The organism is Deltaproteobacteria bacterium (genome assembly GCA_029858205.1).
GTDB lineage: Bacteria > Desulfobacterota > GWC2-55-46 > GWC2-55-46 > DRQE01 > JAOUFM01.
Window position 1 is genome coordinate 111,030 of sequence record JAOUFM010000003.1, and the last position, 22,963, is coordinate 133,992.

The following is a 22,963-nucleotide window of genomic DNA, read 5'->3' on the forward strand; positions in this document are numbered from 1 at the left end:
AAACACTTGGCAACAGCACGATTCTCACGGAAATAACACAACTAAACCGTCTTTTAGAGATACCTGTTGCAATGGATAACCCCAGAGTACTGGTAATAATCCCGGCATATAACGAAGAGGCTTCGATAAAGGGCGTGGTAAACGACGTTCGCGCCAACCATCCCAGCGCCGACATCCTTGTCATTGACGACGGATCCTCGGATAAAACATTCGATAGGGCCGCGGCTGCCGGAGCCGTGACGCTTAAGCTCCCATACAACCTCGGCATAGGCGCGACGGTGCAAACCGGGTTCAAGTACGCGCTAAAACACAACTACGACATAGCGGTGCAGGTTGACGGCGACGGCCAGCACCCGGCTGTGGAAATACAAAAGCTCGTCTCCGTAATAACCTCCGGTAAGGCGGATCTTGCCGTGGGCTCGAGGTTTCTTGGCCAGGGCAACTACAAGCCGTCTGTTGCCAGAGGCATTGGAATAACAATTTTTTCAAACATCGTCTCATATATAGTAGGAGCAAGATTTACCGACACGACATCGGGATTCAGGGCAACAGGCAAAAACGCGATAAAATTCCTTGCCGAAAACTACCCGGACGACTACCCGGAGGTAGAGGCCCTGGTGGTGCTCTCGAGACGCGGCTTTAAAATAACGGAAGTTCCGGTAACCATGTCCGAGAGAACGGGCGGGACATCGTCAATCACAGCAGGCAAATCGGTATATTACATGGCCAAGGTAATGCTTGCGATTTTCATTGACCTTTTGAGAAAAGTGAATTAATTTAACCGTATCCGCGAAAGGAGTCAGATGAACACAGCCGCCTCTTCCTTTAGCGCCATAAATGCGCTGCCGCTCGTAATAACAGCAATATTCTTTTTTCTCATAATAGACTTCGTGCGCCGCGGGCTTCTAAAGGAAAAATATTCGGTCCTATGGATAGCCTTCATCATCGTTGCGGCAATTTTATCGATATGGCAGGAACTTTTAACAAAGGTCGCGTTGATTCTCGGCGTATCATACCCGCCGTCATTATTATTTCTTGTCGCCATAATAATGATACTGCTCCTTTTACTGCACTTCTCCGTGGTAATATCCATACTGACCGAAAAATGCAAAACCCTTGCGCAAGAGACCGCCATGATCAAGGAAGAGCTGGCAAACATAAAGAAAACTCTCGGCAAAGAAACGGATGAGTAACACCGCGCTTTTAAATAACGCGACTTCCCTTCTGTGGCCAAATTACATCCGCCTAACGCCGCACCTTACCATTATATTTTAAATATATCCGCTGCATATTCGCATTTACCTTACCGTAACCTTAAAAAGTTTGCCGGTTACTTCCATATCACGACTTCCAATTTTCGATACCGCTACGCCAAGTTTCATACCATACCGGACACAGCTTACAGGTGACACTTTATCTTGCATCTCTCGGATTTTTCACGGTTTTTTCACTATCCCTTAACGCTGCCATTAAGCGCATATTCCAAAGACCGACAAAACAGACTTGACTTTTAATAACACTGTGTTAAATTAAGATTATCGGTCAAGGAGGCCGACCCTGTCATGGCGGCAGAGCATGCTTTAAACACTTCTGGGATTTCCATTTCCCCAAAACCGGCAAAAACAGCACTTGTAGCCGAAGATAACGCTACCACAAGACGTTGCCTTGCGGACAATCTTACTGCGCTCGGCTACGACAATATTATCATGGTTTCAAACGGCGAAGAGGCCGTCGAAGCCGCTGAAAAACAATCGGTCGACCTCGTCATAATGGACTACAAAATGCCAAAGCTCGACGGCATAAGTGCTGCAAAGATAATTTCATCCAGGACATCGGCGCCGATAATACTCATAACCGGGCACTCGGACGAAAATATTGCGCAAAGCGCGATAGACGCCGGGATTGTCGCGTACCTCGTAAAGCCGGTAACAAAGAAACATCTCTTCCCGGCAATAAAACTGGCAGAGGCAAAACATATCGAACTAAGCAGCCTCAAGGCCGAGGTAAAAGACCTTCGCGAATCCATAGAAACACGAAAACTCGTAGAGCGGGCAAAGGGCATTCTCATGAAACGCTGCTCCATAGGCGAGGACGAGGCCTTCAAGCTTTTGCAGAGCCACTCGCAAAAAGAAAACAAGAAAATGAAGGAAATAGCGGCGATGATAATCGACGCAAGCAAGCTTCTCTAACGACCCGCGCCTCCTTGACACCAATCAACCCCTGTGTTTTAATTTCATTATAGACAAATCAGCGCCCGGCAAACGACGCTCTTTTGCCTCCAGGCTTCACCCGTAAGGCAGCCAATTGTTACGCGCCGTAACTCACGGCATTCACCTTAAAATTACCGCAAGGCAGGTTGCTACCAATGGAATGGCACCAACAACTTACCGAAGAAGCGCTAAAAAACCTTGGCTCGTCCGCCAGCGGCCTGTCCACAGTAGAGGCAACAAAACGCCTCGAAGAATGGGGCCCAAACGAGCTCGAGGAAAAAGAGAAAAAAAGCGCATTCAGGATGTTCCTTGACCAGTTCAAGGACCTGATGATAATAATCCTCATTGCCGCAGCCGTTATATCAGGCATTATCGGAGACATTCTCGACACCATTGCAATAGCCGTTATCGTGGTGCTAAACGCCGTCATAGGCTTTATCCAGGAGTACAGGGCAGAGAAGGCCATGGCATCGCTAAAGAAGATGGCGGCCCTCTACGCAACAGCCATAAGGAACGGCTCGCCAAAGATAATACCAGCGGCACAGATAGTGCCAGGCGACATGATAATCCTCGAGGCCGGCAACATCGTTCCAGCCGACATCCGGCTTATTGAAACCGCAAGACTAAAGCTCCAGGAAGCGGCTCTCACGGGCGAGAGCGTGCCTATAGAAAAACACACACGCCCCATACACGACGCCACCGCTCCAATAGGCGACAGAAAAAACATGGCATACAAAGGCACTATCGTTGCCTACGGCAGGGCCTTTGGGGTCGTGACGGCAACGGGCATGGACACATCGCTTGGGAAAATAGCCGCCATGCTTCAGGACGAGGGGGAAACAAGCACCCCTCTTCAAAAACGCCTTGCGGCCTTCGGCAAAACGCTTGCCATAGCGGTGCTTGCGATATGCGCCGTTCTCTTTGCCGTCGGACTGCTAAGAAACGAGCCTCCGGTGCTCATGCTTCTTACCGCCATATCCCTTGCGGTAGCGGCAATACCTGAGGCCCTTCCTGCGATAGTCACGATATCGCTTGCAATAGGCGCAAGGAAAATGGTAAAGCAGCAGGCCCTTATAAGAAAGCTCCCTGCGGTAGAAACGCTTGGCTCCGTCACATACATCTGCTCGGACAAGACAGGCACCCTTACGATGAACAAAATGGCGGTCGAGGAACTCTACCTCGATGGCGCGCACACGGCCGTTTCAGCGCTTAAGCAAGAAAACACATCGCAAACACCCGGAAAAACACCATCATCCTTCGAAGCGCTGATGACAGCCCTTGCCCTTAATAACGACGCAAAAAAAGACGCCCTCGGCACCATCACCGGAGACCCGACGGAAGCAGCCCCGTGCATCATGGCTAAAGACATGGGCTTTGACAAGGACTCGCTCGAAGAGTATATGCCGCGCCTAGCAGAAATACCTTTCGATTCCGATAGAAAGTGCATGACGACGTTCCACCCGTGCCCTGAAGAGTGGAAAGCCGCAACCGGGGCTGCTTTTGTTTCATTCACCAAAGGCGCGCCTGACGTTATAATCCCTGCCTCGGCCAGGATGCTCGCCAAAGATAACGAAACAACTATTGCCGCCGCGCCTCTCACTCTGGCAAACGAACGCATGGCAGGGCGCGGCCTGAGGGTCCTTGCGGTTGCAATGAGGTTCTGGACTACTCTCCCAGGCAAAGAGCCGCGCCCGGAAGAGGCGGAAAAAGAACTGACCTTCATCGCGCTCGTCGGCATGATGGACCCTCCAAGAGAAGAAGTGCGCCACGCCATAGATACCTGTAAAAGTGCTGGCATAATACCTGTGATGATAACCGGTGACCACCCCATAACCGCGCGCGCCATAGCAGTAAAGCTCGGCATACTGGATGGCGACCACAAGGCGATAATCACAGGAAGGGAGCTTGAAAAACTGCCGCTCGAAGAATTCGAGGAAAGGGTCGAGCACATACGCGTGTACGCGCGCGTTGCGCCAGAGCAAAAACTCAAGATAGTCAAGGCCCTTCAGGACAAAGGCCACTTCATCGCCATGACAGGCGACGGAGTAAACGACGCGCCTGCGCTAAAGGCCGCAAACATAGGCATAGCCATGGGCATAACCGGCACGGACGTTGCCAAAGAGGCCTCTCACATGGTGCTTATAAACGACGATTTTTCGACAATAGTCAAGGCCATCAGAGAAGGCCGCCGCATATTCGACAACATAAGAAAGTTCATCAAATACACGATGACCAGCAACTCGGGCGAGATATGGAGCATATTCCTTGCCCCGTTTCTCGGGCTTCCAATCCCGCTTCTTCCAATCCACATACTATGGATAAACCTCGTAACAGACGGACTTCCGGGCCTGGCGCTATCGGCAGAGCCAGAAGAGCGCGAGATAATGAAGAGGCCCCCGCGCCACCCTAAAGAAAGCATATTCGCGCACGGCCTTGGCGCGCATGCAATATGGGTGGGGCTTCTGATGGGCTTTACAACGCTTTTCACTCAGGCATGGGCCATAAAGACCGGGCACGGACACTGGCAGACAATGACATTCACGGTGCTTTGCCTTAGCCAGATGGGACATGTGCTGGCAATAAGAACTGAGACCGAATCGCTTTTCACGCGCGGGCTATTCTCCAACAAGCCTCTTCTTGGCGCATTCGCGCTTACCTTCGCGCTCCAGATGGCCGTAATATACGTCCCGGCCCTCCAGCCCATATTCAAGACAGAGGCGCTGACCATGTCGGAACTGGCCTTCACGCTCGCAATGTCGTCGGTCGTCTTCATAGCAGTAGAAGCGGAAAAGCTTGTCAGGAGACGCTTTATACCAACCTTATAAAGCCGTAACCGCCGGCAACTTAACGATTATTTCGTTTAAACTTGACTCTTGGCAAATCCCCTGCTATACTTTTCCCGCATAAAGGGGAGTAGCCCAGACAGCGGCAGCCGTCAGCACGGCCTAAAGCCCGGCACCGCTGGTTAGTGAGGACTTCGAACTAACGGCGAGACCTTTATCGCACCAGACTTGCGTCTGGCGCGGTAAAGGTCTTTTTTATTTCTGGCAAATAACGGCAAACAACAAAAGGAGGCTGAAAATGAACGGACTAAAGACAATGGTGCTTCTGGTGGCCCTGACACTCATGTTAGTAGCCGCCGGAGCGGTAATAGGAGGCAAATCGGGCATGACGATAGCGCTTGTGCTCGCATTCGCCATGAACTTCATAACCTACTGGTTTAGCGACAAGATAGTGCTCCAGATGTACGGCGCGAAACAGGTGACCGAGGCCGAGGCCCCCGGGCTTTATTCCTCGGTTGCGCGACTTTCACAGGCAGTCGGCATGCCTATGCCAAAAGTATACATCATCGACGAAGCGCAGCCAAACGCCTTTGCCACCGGCAGAAACCCGGAAAACGGAGCCGTTGCCGTAACGACCGGCATAATGAACATCCTTAGCAAAGAAGAGCTCGAAGGCGTAATAGGCCACGAACTGGCGCATATACAAAACCGTGATATACTTATCGGTACCGTGGCGGCCACGATAGCCGGCGCTATAAGCTATCTCGCGCAGATGGCCCAGTGGGCGGCTATATTCGGCAATAGAAACGAGGACGAAGAAGGCTCCAGCCCGTTTGCCGCCATCGTTATGATGATAGTCGGCCCAATAGCCGCGCTGCTAATCCAAATGGCCATATCGCGGTCAAGAGAATACCTCGCCGACCGGCGCGGGGCGCGCATAGCAGGGAATCCGCTATACCTGTCGAACGCGCTCAGAAAGCTGCATGCCGCGTCGCAGCACGTGCCCATGGCGGCCAACCCCGCGACATCGCACATGTTCATAGTAAACCCTCTCGCTGGCGGCACGCTTATGAGGCTTTTCAGCACGCACCCGCCGATGGAGGAAAGAGTAAGAAGGCTCGAAACAATGACGCCTTAACGCCAGACGCCTGACTCACACATACCGACAAAAGGAGGACTCAAAAGCCATGCAGGAAAAACCGGACCGCAAAGAAGACGAGTACTTCGCACGACAGGAGTATGAAAAGAGAAAAAAATTAGAAGCGGAAAAGCAGCGCAACCTCGCAGCCGATGAAAAGAAACGCTTAAAGGAACTCCATCACATGAAATGTCCAAAGTGCGGCATGAACCTTGTCGAGATCGACTTCAAGGGCATACGTATCGACAAATGCACCGAATGCGAGGGGATCTGGCTCGATGCAGGCGAAATAGACATGGTCGCAAAGCTAGGCAAGGCCGGGTTCACCGGGCTGTTTAGCATTTTCAGGAATTAACGGAAGATTTCGTTGCCGGCGGCCCTGTGCAGTCACGCACAAGGCCGCCGGCGGCAAATAACGCCAATAAAAAAACAGACGGGAACAAAAATATGCCGGAAAACCTTACGCCCTGGATACTGTTTACACTCTTCATAATAGCGATGCTGGCCGTAGACCTTGGTCTCTTCCACCGAAAAACGCATGCCGTAAGCGTCAAAGAAGCTCTTGTCTGGAGCGCCGTGTGGATAGGGCTCGCATTGGCCTTTAACGTCATAATATACTACTGGAAGGGAGAAGAAGCCGCCTTTCAATTTTTCACAGGCTACCTCATAGAGAAATCACTTAGCGTCGACAATATATTCGTGTTCCTGCAGGTATTTGCGTACTTCGGCCTGCCGGCAATGTACCAGCACAGGGTGCTTTTTTACGGCGTGCTCGGCGCTATAGTCATGCGCCTGATATTCATAATCGCCGGGGTGGCGCTAATAGCCAAATTCCACTGGATAATATACGTTTTCGGGGCCTTTCTGGTGCTCACCGGCGCCAAGATGGCCGTTGGCGGCAACAAGCCCGTGCACCCGGAGAAAAATCTGCTGCTGAAACTTCTTTCCCGCTTCATACCGGTATCAAAGGACTTCGCGGACGGCAAATTCCTGACAAAAAGAAACGGCGTTCTTATGGCAACGCCGCTTCTGGCTATCCTGCTCGTAATAGAGACAACTGACGTAATCTTCGCGGTGGATTCCGTTCCGGCAATCCTTGCCATCACCACGGATCCGTTCATCGTCTACAGCTCCAATATATTCGCGATAATGGGGCTAAGGTCCCTCTACTTCGCCTTCTCCGGCATAGTAGGCCACTTCCGCTTCATACACTACGGTCTTGCCGCAATCCTCACATTCGTCGGCATAAAAATACTGATATCCGACATCTACAAAGTGCCGACAGTAGCGGCTCTCGCTGCCATAGCGGCATTCCTCACGCTTTCAATGCTTGCATCCGCGCGCTGGCCGAAGAAGACAGCGGACAAGGACGCGCTTTAGGGCATAAAAAAACGCGCGGCGTCAAAGAGACGCCGCGCGCATACATGAGGCAGGATAGCCGCTTACGATATCTTTAGAATTTCCCTCGCGGTAAAGATAAGCTTATGCGTGTTTATGGGCTTCGTAAGGTAGGTGGCCGCGCCGAGGTTTTTACCCTTCTCTATTTCCTCCTTTGCGCCCTCGGAGGTAAGCATCACGACCGGTATATCTTTCGTGGCAGCATCGGACTTGATGGAACTCAAAAACGCAAACCCGTCCATCATCGGCATATTAACATCGCTAAAGACCAGGCTGATGGGCGTCTCTCGAAGCTTCTTTAGTCCGGCAACGCCGTCGCTCACCTCTATGACCTCTACATCCTTGATACGCTTTAACGTGAAGCTTATGAACTGCCGCATGGTTGGAGAATCGTCTACTATCAGTATGGTATGTTTTACAGCCATCCTTCTTCCTCGCGAAACCTTATTATTCGCCTTGCCTCAGCATCGCTGCCGCAGGTTCGGGCTTTCCTATCAAATATCCTTGCGCGTAGTTTACGCCATAGTAACGCACAAAATCAAGAACTTCCTCGCTCTCAACGAACTCGGCAACCGTCTTTATGCCAAGCCCTCTTGCAACGTCGGTCATGGCTTTCACAAAGAAGTGGTCGGTGTGGTTCTTACCGAGGTTCTTTATGAACAGACCGTCTATCTTTATGTAATCGACGTTTAGCTCTTTGAGATGAATGAACGACGTAAACCCCACGCCGAAGTCGTCGAGCATGAAGCGGAAGCCGAAGACGTTTAGCGAATCTATGAATTTTACCGCCATGTCGAGATCATAGACCGCGGCCGTCTCGGTTATCTCGAACATTATCTTAGATGGGTCTACACCCATTTCTCTCGCCTTCTGCATTATAAAAACGAGAAGGTCGTTATCTCCGATGTTCTTGCCGGAAAGATTTACCGAGTACACATACGACCTGCCTGCCTTCGCCTCGCTGGTCTGCAGTTCGAATGCCTTTTCTATCATTATCATGTCGAACTGCCGTATAAGCCCGAACTTTTCGGCATCGTGGACGAACAAGTCGGGCGTAAGTATGGCTCCGTTTGCGTCCCGCATCCTTGCGAGCACCTCGTAGTGGTCAACGATATTCTTTTCCAGGTTCATTATGGGCTGCAAATAAATCTCGAAGCGGTCTTCCTTCATGGCGTCAAGCAGCGTTTCGCGCGATCTCAGGCGCGAGGCTATCTTCTCTATGCCCTTATCGGCATACGAATACACGTGGTAATTGTTCTCGCCGCGTTCCTTCGCGAGATAAAGAGCGGCGTTGGCGCATTTTAAAAGCTCCCTTACGCTAAAGCCGTTGTCGCTCTCAAGGGCGATACCAACGCTCGCGCCGTACTGCGAGGAACGGCCCTCTATGGCAAGCCTCCCGATATGCGTCCTTATCCTGCTTGCGGCCCCAACGCCTACGTCCACGCCCCCGGAAGGTATGAACACGGCGAACTCGTCTCCGCCAAGCCTGCCTATTACGGCGCCATCGTCCTTGAGCGCGGCCTCTATGGCCCTGGCAACGCGCTTTAGGAACTCATCTCCCATGGAATTGCCGTATATGTCGTTTATTTCCCTGAAGTCGTCCAGGTCGGCCAGCAAAAGCGCTCCGGAGCCGTCGCCTGAGAGACGCGATTCTATTATCGAGATAAAGCCCTTTCTGTTGAGTAACCCGGTAAGCTCGTCCTTCGAATCAAGGGCCAGGTCCAACGCCGAATCCTTCCTTGATGCCGCGTCCTCCATGACCCAGAGACACCTTGCAGCGCCGTCCTGAGCCCTATCGGCTGCGTAAACCGAGGTCATGCAGGCAAACCCCTTCTCCGCCTTCCTCTTAAGGGAAATACGCCTCGAGGCAGAACCTTCCGGCACGACCCATCCTTCTTCCCATGCAATGCCGTCAATGACAAACTCGTCTATCCTTTTGCCGCAGACCTCTCCCTCGACAAACCCGGTCACCGCCTCAAACGCCTTGTTGGCGTACCTGATATGGCCCGTTTCGTCGGTAACGACCATTATATTGCAGTTTTTCTCTATGACCTTGAAAAGATTCTCCATATTCCTATCTTCTGCCATCTTATCCATGTGAAACCAGCCTCCGCAAAATTCCAGTTGATAGACAGAATATCCCCTTTGTGTATGTAAATGCCGCCTATACTGCGGCCTCCTTATCGAGAAGTGCGGCAAACTTCAAAAGCTCATCGGTCACGTTGCCAAGCGCCACTATCTTTTCCGCGCCCCCGAGCTTTATGGCTTCCTTTGGCATTCCGAACACAACGCAGCTTTCCTCGTCCTGCGCCATGGTCCTTGCCCCCGCCTGCCTCATCTTAAGAAGCCCTGCCGCGCCGTCCGCTCCCATGCCGGTCAAAACCGCGCCCACGGCATTTCTGCCGGCGTACTTTGCGACCGAATCGAAGAGCACGTCGACCGAAGGCCTCTGATGAAACACCCTCTCTCCCTGATCGAGCTTCACGTAGTATCTTGCCCCGTCCCTTCTAAGCTGCATGTGATAGTTACCAGGGGCTATCAGGGCCGTGCCCTGTATGACCGCATCCCCGTCCTTTGCCTCTTTCACGTTTACGGCGCAGAGCCCGTCTAGCCTCTCGGCAAAGGCCTTTGTGAACTTCTCGGGCATGTGCTGCACTATGAGTATGCCCGGGGCCGTCGGCGGCATACGCTCCAGAACGAACCTTACGGCCTCGGTGCCGCCGGTCGAGGCGCCGATTGCGATTATCTTATGCGTGCTCTGCGTAAGAGCCGTTCTCTCGCGTATCCTCTCTATAACACGCGGCTTTTCGCTCTTTTCCTCTTCTACCCTCTTCCTTACCTTTGCGGCTGCGGCCCCTTTTACCTTCTCTATTATATCCCTGGATATTACCTCTATCCCTTTTGTTATGTCAAGGCTGGGTTTTGCTATAACCTCGACCGCGCCCTCCTCCATTGCCTCGAGTGTGGTAAGCGCGCCCTTTTGCGTAAGAGAGCTCAGTATTATCACGGGTATGGGATAATACCGCATGAGCTTCTTTAAAAACGTGATGCCGTCCATGCGCGGCATTTCGACGTCCAGCGTTATGACGTCCGGGTTGTACTTGATTATCTTGTCCCTGGCAACGAACGGGTCAGGGGCGCTGCCAACGACCTCTATGGAAGGGTCTTTGGCAAAAACCTCCTTAAGGAGGTTCCTTACCAGCGCGGAATCATCTATTATCAGGACCTTCGTCGGCATTTTCCATTTCCATGGCAATGGCGTTCTTTAGCATCTTGACCTTCACGCCGCCGGTTTCAGTTGACAGTATGAGCTTTCTGCCGTAATTGCCGCCGGTATCGGAAGCAACTATCGGCACTCCAAGCTCCATGACCATATCGAAGGCCACCTTGACGTTCCTTGGCCCGACGTTCACAGGCCCCGTAACGCGCGAGTGTATGGAAGCACCTCCAAACACCTTGGCCTGAATAAGCCTCTTTTCGGCGCCTATGGCAATGACCTTCTCATAAAGCTTCTGTATTGCCACGTTGCCAAACTTCGGCGTAGGAAGCCCCTCGCCGTTCCAGAGCGGCATTATAAAATGGTTTATCCCGCAAACGCGGTGCACAGGGTCTATAAACACGACTGCAACACAGGAGCCGAGTATCGTTGAAACCTGATACGGCTCGCTGTGGGCGAATATCATGCCCGGATACAGATAATGCGTCTTGTCTGCGACAAGTCCGCCATGATCAATCATCTAAATAACCCCTTTATCCCAAAAAAACTTTCTCCGGCAAATCCGGAGTACCTGTTAAAAGAAAAACTCCGTACCGTCCACCGAAACGTTATCAACGCTTTCGGAAAGCATCGCCGGAATGCTCAAGGCAAAGGTGCTTCCCTTGCCGGGCGAGCTCTTTACTATTATATCGCCGCCAAGCATATCGACGGCGGCCTTCGTAACGCTAAGGCCAAGCCCAAGGCCGCGATACTTTTTCGTAAGTCCTACATCGAGCTGCTGGAACCTGTCGAATATCTTCTTCTGGTCCTTTTCGTTTATGCCGATGCCGCTGTCGGTGACGGCAACGACAAGCTTCTCGCCCTCCACGACTGCGGAAACCGCGAGCGTGCCGCCCTCGGAATTGAACACCAGCGCGTTGCTTATGAGGTTCATCACCGCCACGCCAAGAAGTTCCGAATCCAGGTTGGTAAAAAGCGGCTTATCTTCTTCCCTTTCCACCTTTATCTTCTTGTCCTTTACCATGAAGGCAAATCTCTCGAGCTTCTCGCTTATCACGGCGTTCACGTCCACCCTCGACACGTTAAGCTCCACCTCTCCGGCCTCGAGTTCCGCGGCCATGAGGATGTTGTTCATATGAAAATCGAGTATCACGGCCTCCTTGAAAAGTATCCTCGCCATGTTCTTATACATTTCGAGATCCGCGGCATCATTATGGAGCATGCTCTCGGTAAGGGCGATGATGGCGGCCATGGGGTTGTTTATCTCGTTTCTTAATTCGGAGAGGAAGTTGGACCTTGTCTTCTCGCTCTCGATAAGCTTTTTATTGGTCTCCTCCAAATTCCTGAAGGCCCGCTCAAGGTCGTGGTGCGCCTTGTTCTTTTCGTCGAACCTGGCCTTGATGGCGTCCATCAATTCCTGGTTTGACTTGTCCGCGGCGCCGATTTTGGCCCTCACCGCGTCGAGCAGTTCGTTATCGCTTATCTTGTTCATGACCATCTCCTTTTTGTAAAAGTCTGCTATGCCTTCGAATACACGGCCGGGGCAACGTACTTGAAGCCTTTATGCCCTCCGGCAAGCCCCTCTGAATGCCCGAGGAAAAGAAGCCCGTCGGGAGCAAGACACTTATGATACTTATCTAGCACGGCCTGCTGCGTTGCCTTGTCGAAATATATGAGCACGTTCCTGCAAAATATGAAATCAAAGGAATTTCTCGGCGGCATCTCGCCTTCCATCAGGTTCAAGTACTGCACATCCACCATATCCCTTAGATGCTTCTTCACCAGAGCGAACCCCTCCCACCTGCCGGTACCCCTCTTGAATGCCGCCTTGACTATCGATGCGTCGAGCTTTTCGACATGTTCAAGCTTATATATGCCGCGCTCGGCGATTTCCAGAACGCGCCTCGAGACGTCGGTTGCGAGTATCTTTATGTCCCAGCCATGATTGGCGCCTAAGAACTCGCTTATCGTTATCGCTATGGTGTAAGGCTCCTGCCCTGTCGAGCACCCTGCTGACCAGCACCTGATTTTCTTATTCCCGGCCTTTGCCCTTACAGCGGTAAGCGCCGGCAGAAACTGCGTCTTTAAGAACTTGAAGTGGTCTGCCTCGCGGAAAAACGACGTTACGTTCGTCGTTATCGCGCTCGACATGTTCGCTATCTCGCTGCCGTCCAAGTCCTGTTCCTGGAGGTACTTGTAATACTCTCCAAACGATTTCAGCCCGAGCGCGCTGACCCTTTTCCTGAGGCGGTTTTTCAAAAGCTCCCGCTTATGCGAGCCGAGGTTCACGCCGACCGTGTCCTTTATCATGCGGCTTAGACGGTCGAACTGTTCTTCTGTGATTTCTATCTGTTCCATCATTTTTTATAATTTACGCAGGGCCGCCACTGAGGCGGCCCTGCCAAATACGATTAAAGACCTATTGATATGTTAATGCCGCCGTAAACTACCTGCCTGTCGCCGTCGAAGCTAAGCGCCCTTATGGCCCTTCCTGCGTCCTCGCCAAGCGGGAAGCTGTAAGCAACCTTCGGGGTTATGGTTACCTTGTCGTTAACCTTATATGGAAGATTTGCAGAGACCTCGCCATTATAGAGGCCGCTAAAGTCATCGACCTCTCCGTCACCGTCGTAATCGGTCTCCATCAAAGCATTGCCGAAGTTAAAGCCCGCAAGAGCGCCGAGCCCGAAGGAAAGCTTGGAAGTAAGCTCGAATGACTGGCTAATCGCAAGAGAGGCGTACCCGCCCTCGCCAAGGTCTATGTCGTGGTAATATGACAACGTCGGTGCAAGCGGAAGCTTAGAGGCCGAAAGCGTTACGTAAACCTCCTGGGAATCGTAATCAACATCGCCGTCGTCTATGCCGTAGTGTATGAAGCCAAGCGTAAGGCCGATGGGGCCGAGCTCTCTTACATAGCTCGCGGTATAATCGGTCTCTGTCATCTCGCCTCTTTCATTGTCATAATTCGACCAGAGATTGAACGAGTAATGACCGTCATATACTATAGTCGCAGAAGGCTGAATTACGCCTTCGTTGCCTCCGAGGTTCATCCCTCTCCATACGTACGTAGTGAGCCAATCAACAGAGCCAGAGGCCGTTGCCTCTGCCGCAGTCGCAACGCTACTACTTCCAAACATCATCACCACAGCTGCCGTAATCGTTACCAGTGTTCTCTTTAGCATGTTACCAGTATCCTTTCGTATGTGTTTTTAACTGCATTACAAGGCCCGTAAACTTAACGGGCCAAGCCTGTATTCTACGCCTGCTTCTCGCTTACAGATTCCCCTGCAGAGCCCACCATTACAACAAGCTTCTCGACCATGTCCTTAAGGGCATTGGCCTGAGAGGCAAGCTCCTCTGAGCTCGATGCCGTTTCCTCGGAATTGGCGGATATGGCCTGGGTAATCTTATCCAATTCGCCGATTGCCTTTGTCACCTGCCCAAGGCCCTCGCTCTGTTCCTTACTGGCCGTGGATATCTCGCTTACAAGGGCCTGCACCTTCCTGTTGCTCTCTACTATCAGGCGCAGCACATCGCCTGCTCCCTGCGCAAGCCTTGCGCCGTCCTTTGCCTTGTTAACCGAGTTTTCTATAAGAACGCCTGTTTCCTTGGCAGCCTCGCCGGACCTTCTTGCGAGGTTCCTTACCTCTTCTGCAACAACGGCAAAGCCCTTACCGTGCTCGCCTGCCCTGGCGGCCTCTACCGCGGCGTTTAGCGCCAGGAGGTTCGTCTGGAAGGCGATTTCGTTAATGACCTTTATTATATTGGAGACCTCAAAGCTGCTCTGGTTTATTACCTCCATTGCGTTCATCATGTGAGAAACGCTTTCCTCGCCTTTTCTCGCGGTATCAAAGGCAGCGGTCGCGAGCTTACTCGCCTCCTCGGCATTCCCTGCGTTCTGTCTGACCATCGACGATATTTCCTCGACCGATGCGCTTGTCTCCTCAAGAGAACTTGCCTGCTCGCTTGCGCCATTTGAGAGTTCCTGGCTCGCGGAGGTAAGGTGAGTAGCAACATCCGAAACACTCGATGCGCCGCTTCCGAGCTCTCCTACCATTGTTACGAGAAGCTTAATGACCGGATTGACGAAAAACACCCAGCCGAGCACGATTACGGCGACAACGGCCAACAACGAAGCAATAGTTATATAAAAAAATATATTCATGTGCGCCGCTGACTGCGTTTCATATATCACAACGGCCTTGTTCATCTCGTTGGTTATGGCCTGGCTCTGCTCAAGTATCTTCTTATACATCGTGAGATATTCCTGCGAATTGACCTTCTTGGTCACTATCTCGGATAAAAGGTCTTTATATCCGTTCCACATGCTCTCGACCTTTTTTAGCTGCGCCGTGAACTCGGGAACGTCGGATGGCGGCATCGCGTCGAACTTCGTCATGGACAGGTCTGTCGGCGCCTTGCCTCCCTCGATAAGGGCCTTGAGCGTTGCCTCGAAGACCTCGGCCGTCCTATTAAACGAAGCCGCATCGTTTCCGCCCGTCCTTGCAAAAAGCTCCTTGCCGAGCACAACGTCGTCGCTTATCGGGATGCTCACGACAAGTATACCCATCATATCGCCTATCTTGAAATCGCGCTTCGAGCTTTCCCTGTGGCCGTTATGGCAGCTCACGCACCCTTGAACGCTTGCGATATCCGCGGTCGCGTACCTCAAAACAAACTTGCCGTTATATTCCATAAACTCATAATATGGGGTTCCCGGGCTTTTCAGCAACGCCTCGAATGCCGTATTCTCGAACCTGTCTCTAAGGCCCTTATCCTTATTCAAATTCCATTTACTAAGAAGGTCTACCCAATATTCGCCTTTGGCATTAACAACGTCAGAGACCTCTTTTACGAATGTCGCCGGAAGCGGCACCGCGCCCTTTACATGCGCGTACTCCGACCTTGCGGAGAAACCTCCAAGCTCCTTCTCGAGCTTTCCAACGACCGCCTGCGCGTACTTTTTCCTGTCCTCGGCTATCTGAAGCGTTACTATGGAAGCCGCCTTAGTGGCCCCGAACTCCATCTGCCCTGCTATAAGCTCGCTTAAATACTCTTTTGTGAACTTCTGCACGAGCATTCGTTGCCTGCCAGCATAATTCACCAGCTTTGTATCCACCCTCTGATCTGCCGTGGATTTTATGATAATCAACGCGCTGACCACGCTGACTACCATCAAAAGCGCGAACAACACCAGAAACTTCTTCTTAAGCGTCCACTTCATTGTTGTCTTTCTTACCCTCCTAGTTGTTTTTCACTCTTGATGCACAACGCTTTCAATATGCTATGCCGGCCTGCGCCGGCACATAGCGCGGCGTCAATCGGCGAAAAACACGGATTCAGGAGTGTTATATCCCATTTCGCCCCGCGCTCTCTCTGTCTTTTTTACGGACAAAGAGAGCATTCGGGCGCGAAACGTCATTTTACATTACCCTCAAGGAGCCCTTAGAACTCCTTGAACTCGTCCTCGTCGTTCATGGGTATCTTCTTATCCATCATGGCCTTTGTCTTCTCAAGGCCATGCGTCTCTAAAGCGCCCTTGCCATTGCCTTTCTTCTGGGCTGCAACAGTCTTGTCTTCCTTTGCTCCGCCCTTCTTTATCACGTTATGGAGTGCCGATACGGCCGTCTTCCTGGCCCTTGTGGTAAAGCCCGTGCTTGAGGAAGCGTCGCCGCCCCTGTTACCCGAGCCGCCGGAACCGCCGACTATCTCGATAAGCGTTACAACCATGTTCTTTAATCCGTCGGACTGCGCCGAGAGCTCCTCTGCTGCGGATGCGCTTTCCTCGCTTGTCGCGGATATGGACTGCGTTACCTCGTCCATCTGGCTTATGGCCTTTGTCACCTGGTCAAGGCCGTCGCTCTGCTCTTTGCTTGCAGCGCTTATCTCGCTTACAAGGTCCTCGACCTTCTTCGAGTTCGTGACGATATCCTTTAGAACAGTGCCTGCCTCGCTTGCCCTTTCCGAGCCGTCCTTTGCCTTTGTGACCGACTGCTCGATAAGCCCTGCGGTCTCCTTTGCCGCCTCGGCAGACCTTCTTGCAAGGTTCCTCACCTCTTCTGCAACGACTGCGAAGCCCTTGCCGTGCTCGCCTGCTCTTGCCGCTTCTACTGCGGCGTTAAGCGCCAGGAGGTTCGTCTGGAAGGCGATCTCGTTTATGACCTTTATTATCTTCGAGACCTCTTCGCTTCCCCTGTTTATGTCCACCATGCTCTGGATCATGCTCTCAACCGTCTTTGCGCCCTTTTCCGCCGTCTCTCTTGCGGATATGGCGAGTTGGTTTGCCTGGTTCGAGTTATCGGCGTTCTGCTTGACCATGGAGAATATCTCTTCGAGCGATGCGCTCGTTTCTTCGATAGAGGAGGCCTGCTCGCTAGAGCCCTGAGAGAGCTGCTGGCTCGATGCTGAAAGCTGCTGCGATGCCTCTGCGACCTGCGAAGAGCCCTCGCCGAGCTGGTCTATTATCTTGTTTAGCGGCTTTGCAATCGAGCGCGCAACAAAGAACCCAAGTGCCGCGACTATAGCCGTTATCACGAGTATTACGATTATGGTTATGTATTGAAGCGTCTTAAGGGAGGCAAATGCCTCTGCCTCATCGACCTCGGCTATTATGCCCCACTTGAGCTCTTTTATGGTAATCGGCGCATAGGCGCTAAGCACAAGAGCGCCCCTATAATCCGGGATAATATGCACGCCGTCCCTGCCGTTTAAGGCCTCCTCCGCGCTCTTTGTATCTATCTTTAAGTTTAAGATACCGGTATCTTCCATATCTATCTGGGTTATCACGTCCTGGCTAATGTTACTGTCCTTTAGTGCCGCAAGGAACCCGGACTTATTTTCGAGAAAGAACCTCGATTCGCTCCTTAGAGTCTTATCAGTGCCTACGAGGTAGACCTCGCCCGAATCCCCGAGCCCGACTCCCTTCCAATTCTTCCCAAAGGCCATCTTCTCGCTTATGGTGCCAATTGGGAGCTGGAATATGAGCACCGCTATCATCTTATCGCCCTCGAACACAGGCGAGCCGGTAAAGGCCGCGGCAACCGTGTAGCTTGGAATATAGGCACCAAACGGAGATATCTCGAAATCCCCTTTCGCGTTCGCGGCTATGGCTTCCTTAAAGACCTCGGCAATGCCGGAGTCCGTGTACGGGCCGTTCTTCAGGTTCGTGCCGAAGTCGATTTCCTTTGCCGTCGAATAGAACACATTGCCTGTCTCCGGGTCTGCCATGAACACGTCGTAGTACCCATAAGACTCCATGAATGTCCTGATTGCCGGATGATATATGGCATGCGCGCGGCTGTAGTAGCTGCCATCCTCGGCCTTCATGAGGTTGCCTTTCTTTCCAAGGCCGTTATTGTTATTGGATATGTAATTATACTGCGCCACTACGGCGTTCTTATCCGCAGGGATAAGGCCGTCTATGTTTATCTTATCGGTGGTTCTTTTCTTTAGCTCGGAGGCAAAGTCGCTCGTATAATACCCCTTGACCGCATCGCGGTATCTCCTTAGCGTTTCCTCCGTTGCCCGAACGTCCGTGGCATACTGGTTAAAACCCTTCTTAAGCTCCCTTGCCGCCTCGACAAAGGTCGGGTTCTGGGCAGTTGCCGTTATATCGCCCTCACGCTCGGCAAAGTACCCGATGACCTCGCTCTTCTTGGCTTCCCTAAGAGAGATGAGCTGGTTCTGGGCAAGGTCGGTAAGAGACTTACTCGAATTAAAGTAGCTTATCAGCACCGCTATTACCATGGGCACGAGTCCCACGAGCAAAAACAGCGTAATCAGTTTTACGTTCAATGACATTTTCTGCAACATGTATTATATCCTCCGTATTCGCGTTATTAAGAGCGCATTATCAAGATGAACTTCCGTCCGTATATTATAAAGAAAGCCCTTTTGCTTTCGCCTTGTTGGGGACTTGCCCCGTTTAGTTGCCAGCGCTTCCGGAAAGCTCCTCGACCATATGGAGTTCCTCGGCAGAGAGCACCCTCTCTATATCGAGAAGGATTTTCGCCTTTTTGCCGGTCTTGCACATGCCGTAGATATAATCGGTCCTGACCTTCACGCCAAAGCTCGGCGCCGGGTCTATGTCGTCGCTCTTGATGTCGAGCACTTCGAGCACGGTGTCGATGATAACGCCCATCAGCACGTTCTTCACATCCACGACTATGATGCACGTTTCTTCTGTGTAGCTCGTCTCCTTAAGGCCAAACCGTAGCCTTAAGTCTATTACCGGTATTACCTTGCCCCTTAGATTGATGACCCCCTTTACGAAATCCGGGGTCTGAGGCACGGGCGTGATGTCGATGATGCCGATTATCTCGCGCACCCTCAAGACCTCGACCGCGTACTCTTCGCCGAAAAGCTGGAAGCTTAGGAACTTGCCTCCGCTTATCTGCTCCGAGCGTCCTCCCTCCGTCTGTTTCATCTCCGCGTTCATGTTTTACCCTCCTTCGTTTGTAGTACGGTTAATCCCTTAGCCTATGGTAATGTCCATAAGCCCGCTTATATCCAGAATAAGCCCTACCCTGCCGTCCCCGAGGATAGTGCACCCGGAAACGCCCTTTACTCCCTTTAGCATGTCGCCAAGGCTCTTTATGACGACGTGCTGGTTGCCGATGATATCGTCAACCATGATGCAGCACCTTCTGCCCTCGCTCTCGACCAGTATGAGGATCGCCTCGTCAGGCCTTTTCCTCGCGCCCGGTATCGCGTAGAGCTCATGGAGCTTAACAAGCGTGTGGAAGGCGTCTCGCACCTTAACAACCTCGCCCCTCGAGTCCACGTTCGTTATCTCGTTTAGCGCGGGCCTGAAAGACGTTTCTATGGAAAGTGTCGGGATTATGTACCTCTCCTCGCCGACTCTGACGAGCATGCCCTCGATGATTGCGAGCGTTAAAGGAAGCTTTATCGTAAAAGTAGAACCCTTGCCAAACTCTGTCGAGACCTCGACCTTGCCCCTTAGGTTCTCGACCCCGCGCTTTACGGCATCTAACCCAACGCCCCTGCCGGATATGGAGGTTATCTCCTCTGCGGTAGAGAACCCCGGCTCGAATATAAGCGAGATGACCTGCTGGTCGCTAAGCCCGGCATCGGTCGTTATGAGCCCCTTTTCGATTGCCTTCTTGGCAACGCGCTCTCTCGATATGCCCTTGCCGTCGTCCTTTACCTCTATGACGACGTTACCGCCCCTGTGAAAGGCATTCAGTTCGACCTTGCCCTTGGCATCTTTCCACGCAGCCGCCCTGTCAGCGGGCTTTTCTATGCCGTGGTCAACGCAGTTCCTTATAAGGTGCATTAGCGGGTCGCCTATTTCGTCTATTATGGTCTTATCGACCTCTGTCTCTTCTCCGAATATCGTAAAGTCGATTTCCTTGCCAAGCTCCTTCGATACATCCCTTGCAACGCGCGAGAGCTTCTTGAAGGTCTGCTCGAGCGGAAGCATCCTCATGCCCATGACCATGTCCTGGATGCCGCTTGTTATGCGAGTAAGCTGGGCGATGTTTCTGTCGAGCCTCGTATCGGAAACACCCATTATGGCAAGGTCCTGTGTTACCTGCGACTGCGCAATGACGAGCTCTCCGACCATATCGACGAGGTTATCGAGCCTTACCGGGTCTATTCTAAGCGCCGCGGCCCCGCCCCTGGCGTCCTGACGCCTTTCCATGACGCGCACGCCGCCGCTTGACGCGGTAGACGCCGTGGCGCTAACGGTCTGCTCGAGAATTTCCCTTGTGACGACTCCTACGTCAAGAAGCGCCTCTGCAAGGGCGAAGCTCCTTACGTCTGCGCCCTTACGCCTTGAATCTATAAAATCGGTTATGGCCTTGTCTACGTGGGAGGTGAGCACACTCTTTATTTCGTCGAGCGCGGCATCGAGCCTGCCGACATCTTCCACCTTAAGAGCCGCGCCCTCGACATACACGTTCTCCATTATCATGCAAAGCGGCGAAGATATGGACTCCAAATCCCGAAGCCCGAGCACCGAGGAGGTGTCGCAGATGTTGTGGAAGAAGCGGTAAACCTTTTCAAGAGATTCTCTATCCGACGGCTCGTTTGCAAAGAATATAAGATTATCCCTGACCGCCTGTATGCCTTTCTCTATTTCCGTGCGGAAGGCATTGATGGTCTTTTTCTTTACCTCGTCCTCAACGCTTGCCGCTCCGCTCTCCTCTGTCCAGAACGGGTCCGCCTCTATTCCAAAATGCTCTGTCAGCTCCGCAGGAGTAAGCTGATGGAACGAGACCTCGCCCATGCCCGCGGCAACGTCGAAGAGGGCGCTTACCTCCCTGACCCCGAGTTTCGAGGCATACAGCGCGCATACCTTGCCAAAATACAAGTGCGCGGGGTCGAGGTCGGCAAGCTTTGGCACCTCGTCCCAGATAACATTCGCGGCAAGAAGCTCTCCGTCGGAGCCAAGCCCCTTAAAGAACCTTAGCGGGTCAACGCCGCTCTTCATGCACTCTTTATCGAAATCTATGCAAATCTGGTAGAGCCGTAGTCCTATCTCGACAGATGCCTTGACCTTGTCCTTTGCAATTGCGGCCTTGTTGGCCATGAAGTCCGCGTCTACGCCGCAGTCCTTGATGGCAACGCCGCCGGACTCTGCCTCTGCCCCTGCCTCCGCAGCCGGCAAAAACCCCTTTATCTTGGATTCGAGAACCGCGAAGTCGTAGGAATCCACCTGCTCCCCGGCCTCTACCCGCTCATAGGATAATTTGGTGTAATCGAGGCACTCGAGAAGAAGGTCTATAATCTCTGTTGTTACCGTAAGCTCGCCGCTTCTTAAATAATCGAGGAGGTCTTCCTGCGCGTGCGTGAAATGCTCGAGCGCCTTGTGCCCGTAAAGCCCCCACGAGCCCTTAAGCGTGTGGACGCGCCTGAAGATGGTATTGAGTATCTCCAGATCCGACGGGCTCTTCTCAAGGTCCAAAAGAAGAGAGTCCAAGGCCTCGAATATCTCGTTAGCCTCTTTAGCTATAGCGTCTTTAAGCCTGTCAATCTCTGTAGCCATATACCCTGGTTTTAAAAATAGTATTTTTCGAAATTGCGCGGCCCGCAGCACTTATATCAAATCAAGATACCCCGGGGGCGCAAACCGGCTGCACAACCTTACGGACAAACCTTTTTTACGGTAGCTATGAGCTGATCGGGCTTAAACGGCTTCACGACCCACCCGGTTGCCCCGGCCTTCTTGCCTTCTTCCTTTTTCTCCGCCTGAACTTCGGTCGTAAGGACGATTATCGGCGTATAGGTGTATTTCGCGTTCTTTCTCACCTCGCCTATGAACGTAAGACCGTCCATGTTGGGCATGTGCACGTCGGTAATGATGAGATGCACTTTTTCGAGCCCCTTCAACTTTTCGAGCGCATCCATGCCGTCTACCGCGGTGACGACCGTGTACCCGAACCTCTCGAGTGTGGTGGATATTGTCCACCGCATGACCTCGGAGTCGTCGATTGCCAGAATAGTCCTTGCCATTTTTCCTCCTCCTACTGTTTGATACGAAACGCCGCTTATCTCTCCACCCGATGTCAACATGAGCACACCTCCACTGGTCACAGTAACGAGAACGAGAACAACCCACCGTCGCCACAACAACAAAAAATCAAAACGGCGCGAAAGGAAAACCGCGCCGTCAAAAAACTAGATACTAAGGCACATTAACTTGAATTCTTCCTGGACAGTAGGCCGTAAGCCGCTTCCGGAAAAAACCAACGTGTCGAATGTGGCCTTTGCGCTGATAACTACCTGTATAGCGGGGGTTGAAAGGGACTCGACCGATGACAGGTCGAGGTTGACACTTGTGACACCTTTACCTTGAAGCTCGAGAAGTGCGTTTCTCAAGTCAAGCGCGTCGTAAATGTCTATCTCCGAGCCTTCGAAGATAACAGTATTTTCTTCTACCTTAATGCCCATAACATCCCACAGTCGCCGCAGTAAATTTGCCAAAGCAAAATAGAACAGTCGCGTTGTATTATAATAATTGCACGATTTACGCTTTGTCGTAAACGCGCAATGCAGTCATGGTCACGAAAGTAAAACAGCAAAATAAAAAACTACTCAAAAAGGCAAGGGATAATTATACAACCTTATCTACATTTGTCAAGTCTCAAAAAAGGCTGTACTTGAATTGATTCTAAAACCACGATAAAATGCTTTACAGGCATTGCACATACGAAGATTTTGAAAAAAACTTTTTTATTTTTGCCGCATATAACGA

20 protein-coding genes and 1 pseudogene are annotated in these 22,963 nt (G+C 52.0%); 8 read left to right on the forward strand and 13 right to left on the reverse strand.

Going from position 1 to position 22,963, the window contains the following annotated elements; translation table 11 throughout:
- The first annotated feature begins 71 nt into the window (after positions 1-71).
- From OEV59_03310 to OEV59_03345, 8 genes and pseudogenes are all read left to right on the forward strand, one after another.
- Entirely contained in the window at positions 72-776 is a 705-nt protein-coding gene (locus OEV59_03310) for a glycosyltransferase family 2 protein (GenBank protein MDH4226770.1), read from the forward strand.
- A 27-nt stretch (positions 777-803) separates the two neighbouring features.
- Positions 804-1,193: a DUF2304 domain-containing protein gene (locus OEV59_03315; GenBank protein MDH4226771.1), complete on the forward strand. Its 390-nt coding sequence runs from the start codon at positions 804-806 to the stop codon at positions 1,191-1,193.
- A 369-nt stretch (positions 1,194-1,562) separates the two neighbouring features.
- Positions 1,563-1,943: pseudogene (locus tag OEV59_03320) on the forward strand (response regulator).
- 33 nt (positions 1,944-1,976) lie between these two features.
- The gene (locus OEV59_03325) at positions 1,977-2,189 is read left to right on the forward strand and encodes an ANTAR domain-containing protein (protein ID MDH4226772.1); all 213 of its coding nucleotides are present in this window, start codon (positions 1,977-1,979) and stop codon (positions 2,187-2,189) included.
- A 176-nt stretch (positions 2,190-2,365) separates the two neighbouring features.
- On the forward strand, positions 2,366-5,035 hold the full coding sequence (locus tag OEV59_03330) for a cation-translocating P-type ATPase (GenBank protein MDH4226773.1): 2,670 nt from the start codon (positions 2,366-2,368) through the stop codon (positions 5,033-5,035).
- 256 nt (positions 5,036-5,291) lie between these two features.
- A complete protein-coding gene (gene htpX, locus OEV59_03335) occupies positions 5,292-6,131 on the forward strand; it encodes a zinc metalloprotease HtpX (protein ID MDH4226774.1) in 840 nt (279 codons plus the stop codon).
- 49 nt (positions 6,132-6,180) lie between these two features.
- Positions 6,181-6,486 (forward strand): zf-TFIIB domain-containing protein, encoded by a 306-nt coding sequence (locus OEV59_03340; protein ID MDH4226775.1) that lies wholly within the window; start codon positions 6,181-6,183, stop codon positions 6,484-6,486.
- Between the two features lie 92 nt (positions 6,487-6,578).
- Complete coding sequence (locus tag OEV59_03345; protein MDH4226776.1) at positions 6,579-7,511, forward strand: TerC family protein; 933 nt, start codon at positions 6,579-6,581, stop codon at positions 7,509-7,511.
- A 62-nt stretch (positions 7,512-7,573) separates the two neighbouring features.
- On the opposite strand, the gene OEV59_03350 is transcribed toward OEV59_03345, so the two are convergent.
- From OEV59_03350 to OEV59_03410, 13 genes are all read right to left on the reverse strand, one after another.
- Complete coding sequence (locus OEV59_03350) at positions 7,574-7,954, reverse strand: response regulator (protein ID MDH4226777.1); 381 nt, start codon at positions 7,952-7,954, stop codon at positions 7,574-7,576.
- Positions 7,955-7,976: 22 nt separating this feature from the next.
- Positions 7,977-9,626 (reverse strand): EAL domain-containing protein, encoded by a 1,650-nt coding sequence (locus OEV59_03355; protein MDH4226778.1) that lies wholly within the window; start codon positions 9,624-9,626, stop codon positions 7,977-7,979.
- Between the two features lie 67 nt (positions 9,627-9,693).
- Complete coding sequence (locus tag OEV59_03360) at positions 9,694-10,767, reverse strand: chemotaxis response regulator protein-glutamate methylesterase (protein ID MDH4226779.1); 1,074 nt, start codon at positions 10,765-10,767, stop codon at positions 9,694-9,696.
- A complete protein-coding gene (locus OEV59_03365; protein ID MDH4226780.1) occupies positions 10,739-11,266 on the reverse strand; it encodes a chemotaxis protein CheD in 528 nt (175 codons plus the stop codon). The genes OEV59_03360 and OEV59_03365 overlap by 29 nt, the downstream gene beginning before the upstream one ends.
- A 54-nt stretch (positions 11,267-11,320) precedes the next feature.
- Positions 11,321-12,238: a HAMP domain-containing histidine kinase gene (locus OEV59_03370; GenBank protein ID MDH4226781.1), complete on the reverse strand. Its 918-nt coding sequence runs from the start codon at positions 12,236-12,238 to the stop codon at positions 11,321-11,323.
- 26 nt (positions 12,239-12,264) lie between these two features.
- Entirely contained in the window at positions 12,265-13,107 is an 843-nt protein-coding gene (locus OEV59_03375) for a protein-glutamate O-methyltransferase CheR (protein ID MDH4226782.1), read from the reverse strand.
- A 50-nt stretch (positions 13,108-13,157) separates the two neighbouring features.
- Positions 13,158-13,925: a hypothetical protein gene (locus OEV59_03380; GenBank protein ID MDH4226783.1), complete on the reverse strand. Its 768-nt coding sequence runs from the start codon at positions 13,923-13,925 to the stop codon at positions 13,158-13,160.
- Positions 13,926-13,999: 74 nt separating this feature from the next.
- Positions 14,000-15,967 carry a methyl-accepting chemotaxis protein gene (locus tag OEV59_03385; GenBank protein ID MDH4226784.1) on the reverse strand — a complete coding sequence of 656 codons (1,968 nt, stop codon included), beginning with the start codon at positions 15,965-15,967 and terminating at the stop codon, positions 14,000-14,002.
- A gap of 221 nt (positions 15,968-16,188) precedes the next feature.
- Positions 16,189-18,555 carry a methyl-accepting chemotaxis protein gene (locus tag OEV59_03390; protein MDH4226785.1) on the reverse strand — a complete coding sequence of 789 codons (2,367 nt, stop codon included), beginning with the start codon at positions 18,553-18,555 and terminating at the stop codon, positions 16,189-16,191.
- A 112-nt stretch (positions 18,556-18,667) separates the two neighbouring features.
- The gene (locus OEV59_03395; protein MDH4226786.1) at positions 18,668-19,180 is read right to left on the reverse strand and encodes a chemotaxis protein CheW; all 513 of its coding nucleotides are present in this window, start codon (positions 19,178-19,180) and stop codon (positions 18,668-18,670) included.
- Positions 19,181-19,216: 36 nt separating this feature from the next.
- Positions 19,217-21,754 carry a chemotaxis protein CheA gene (locus OEV59_03400; protein ID MDH4226787.1) on the reverse strand — a complete coding sequence of 846 codons (2,538 nt, stop codon included), beginning with the start codon at positions 21,752-21,754 and terminating at the stop codon, positions 19,217-19,219.
- A 98-nt stretch (positions 21,755-21,852) separates the two neighbouring features.
- A complete protein-coding gene (locus tag OEV59_03405) occupies positions 21,853-22,221 on the reverse strand; it encodes a response regulator (protein ID MDH4226788.1) in 369 nt (122 codons plus the stop codon).
- Between the two features lie 165 nt (positions 22,222-22,386).
- Complete coding sequence (locus OEV59_03410) at positions 22,387-22,659, reverse strand: hypothetical protein (protein ID MDH4226789.1); 273 nt, start codon at positions 22,657-22,659, stop codon at positions 22,387-22,389.
- Between the last annotated feature and the right edge of the window lie 304 nt (positions 22,660-22,963).